General features: G+C 58.2%; 2 protein-coding genes. Both read left to right on the top strand.

Annotated elements, in window-relative coordinates:
- The coding region (locus U1872_RS22275) for a sugar transferase (RefSeq protein WP_332795053.1) at positions 1 to 401 on the top strand (401 nt) is incomplete at its 5' end.
- Between the two features lie 369 nt (positions 402 to 770).
- On the top strand, positions 771 to 1,472 hold a 702-nt coding region (istA, locus tag U1872_RS22270), incomplete at its 3' end, for an IS21 family transposase (protein WP_332795052.1).

Raw genomic sequence — 1,472 nt, 5'->3', positions numbered from 1 at the left:
CCGACGGTGCGGGGCACCGTTCGACCCAACGCGAAGACGATCGTGTCACCAAAGTCGGCCGATTCATACGACGCACCAGCATCGACGAATTGCCACAGATCCTGAACGTATTAACAGGCGAAATGAGCATAGTTGGCCCTCGGCCGCATGCACTAGGATCCCGTGCAGCTGACAAGCTTTTCTGGGAGGTCGATCACCGATACTGGCATCGTCATGCTACTAAACCAGGGCTTACTGGCCTAGCTCAGGTTCGCGGATACCGCGGTGCCACATTGATCGAGGCAGACCTTGAGAACCGCTTGCAAGCCGATTTAGAGTACTTAGAAAATTGGTCAATTTGGCGTGATTTAAAGATCATCGTCCGTACCTTCCGTGTCCTGCTTCATCGGAATGCCTACTGAAGTTTACGGTGAGCTTCTCAACCGCAGCGTAGCGCTCCCCAGACTAAAGGAAGACGTAGCGGCAATCCGAGCGATGATTGTGCGATGGACGCAACCGCTGCGCGACTGGAGGTGGACATGTGCCGCTACCTGCATAACGAGGAGCGGAGCCGACGACGCCAATGCCCCGACAAGTAACAACGTCACTTTTATTTAACGCCGTGGGCAGGAGCTGTGCACCCTTCAGACGTCAATAGTCGGTTTCCGAACGATAAAACACACGTGGACTAACCCGCCAATTGTCATTGGCGGTGCAATTCTCCCCATAAGTGGCGTTTGAATATTCCCCACTTCTTTCGTGCATGCTCCCCCGACCAGGGGGCCGTCGCGATGAAGAAGCTTGGAGATCTGATGATGATCCTGGATTTACACCGGCAAGGGTTGAAGGTGGCCGCTATCGCTCGGCAGGCGGGGGTCGACCGTAAAACGGTCCGCAAATACATCGCGAGAGGCCTGGAGCCGCCTTGCTACGGTCCACGGCAACCACGGACGCGTGTCATAGACACACACGTTGCTTATCTGCGGGCGCGGCTCGTTGAGTATCCGGGGCTGACGGCGCAACGCCTGCACCGTGAAATCGCAGGACGCGGTTACGCAGGTGGCTACAGCATGGTGCGCGACGAGGTCCGCGCGCTACGCCCTGCCGGTGGCGGCAAAGCGTATGCCGTTCGCTTCGAGACTCTACCCGGAGAGCAGGCCCAGGTCGACTTCGCCCAGTTCCGCGTCAGCTTCACAGCCGAGCCTGGCGTCGTGCATATCGTCTGGCTGTTCTCGATGGTCCTTGGCTACTCGCGTTTGATCTGGGGGCGCTTTGCCCATCGCCAGACAATGCAGACGGTACTTGCCTGCCACAAGGCGGCGTTTGAAGCCTTCGGCGGCGTGCCGCGCCAGATCCTGTATGATCGTATGAAAACCGCGGTAATCGGTGAGGATGCCGACGGGCAGGTCATCTACAACCGTACGCTTGGCGATCTGGCGCAGCATTACGGCTTCCTGCCCAAGGCCTGCCGTCCCTATCGACCGGAGACCAAG

The organism is Parasphingomonas frigoris, assembly GCF_036663815.1.
In the GTDB taxonomy this organism is placed as follows: domain Bacteria; phylum Pseudomonadota; class Alphaproteobacteria; order Sphingomonadales; family Sphingomonadaceae; genus Sphingomonas.
This window is presented reverse-complemented; position numbering and strand designations above follow the sequence as displayed.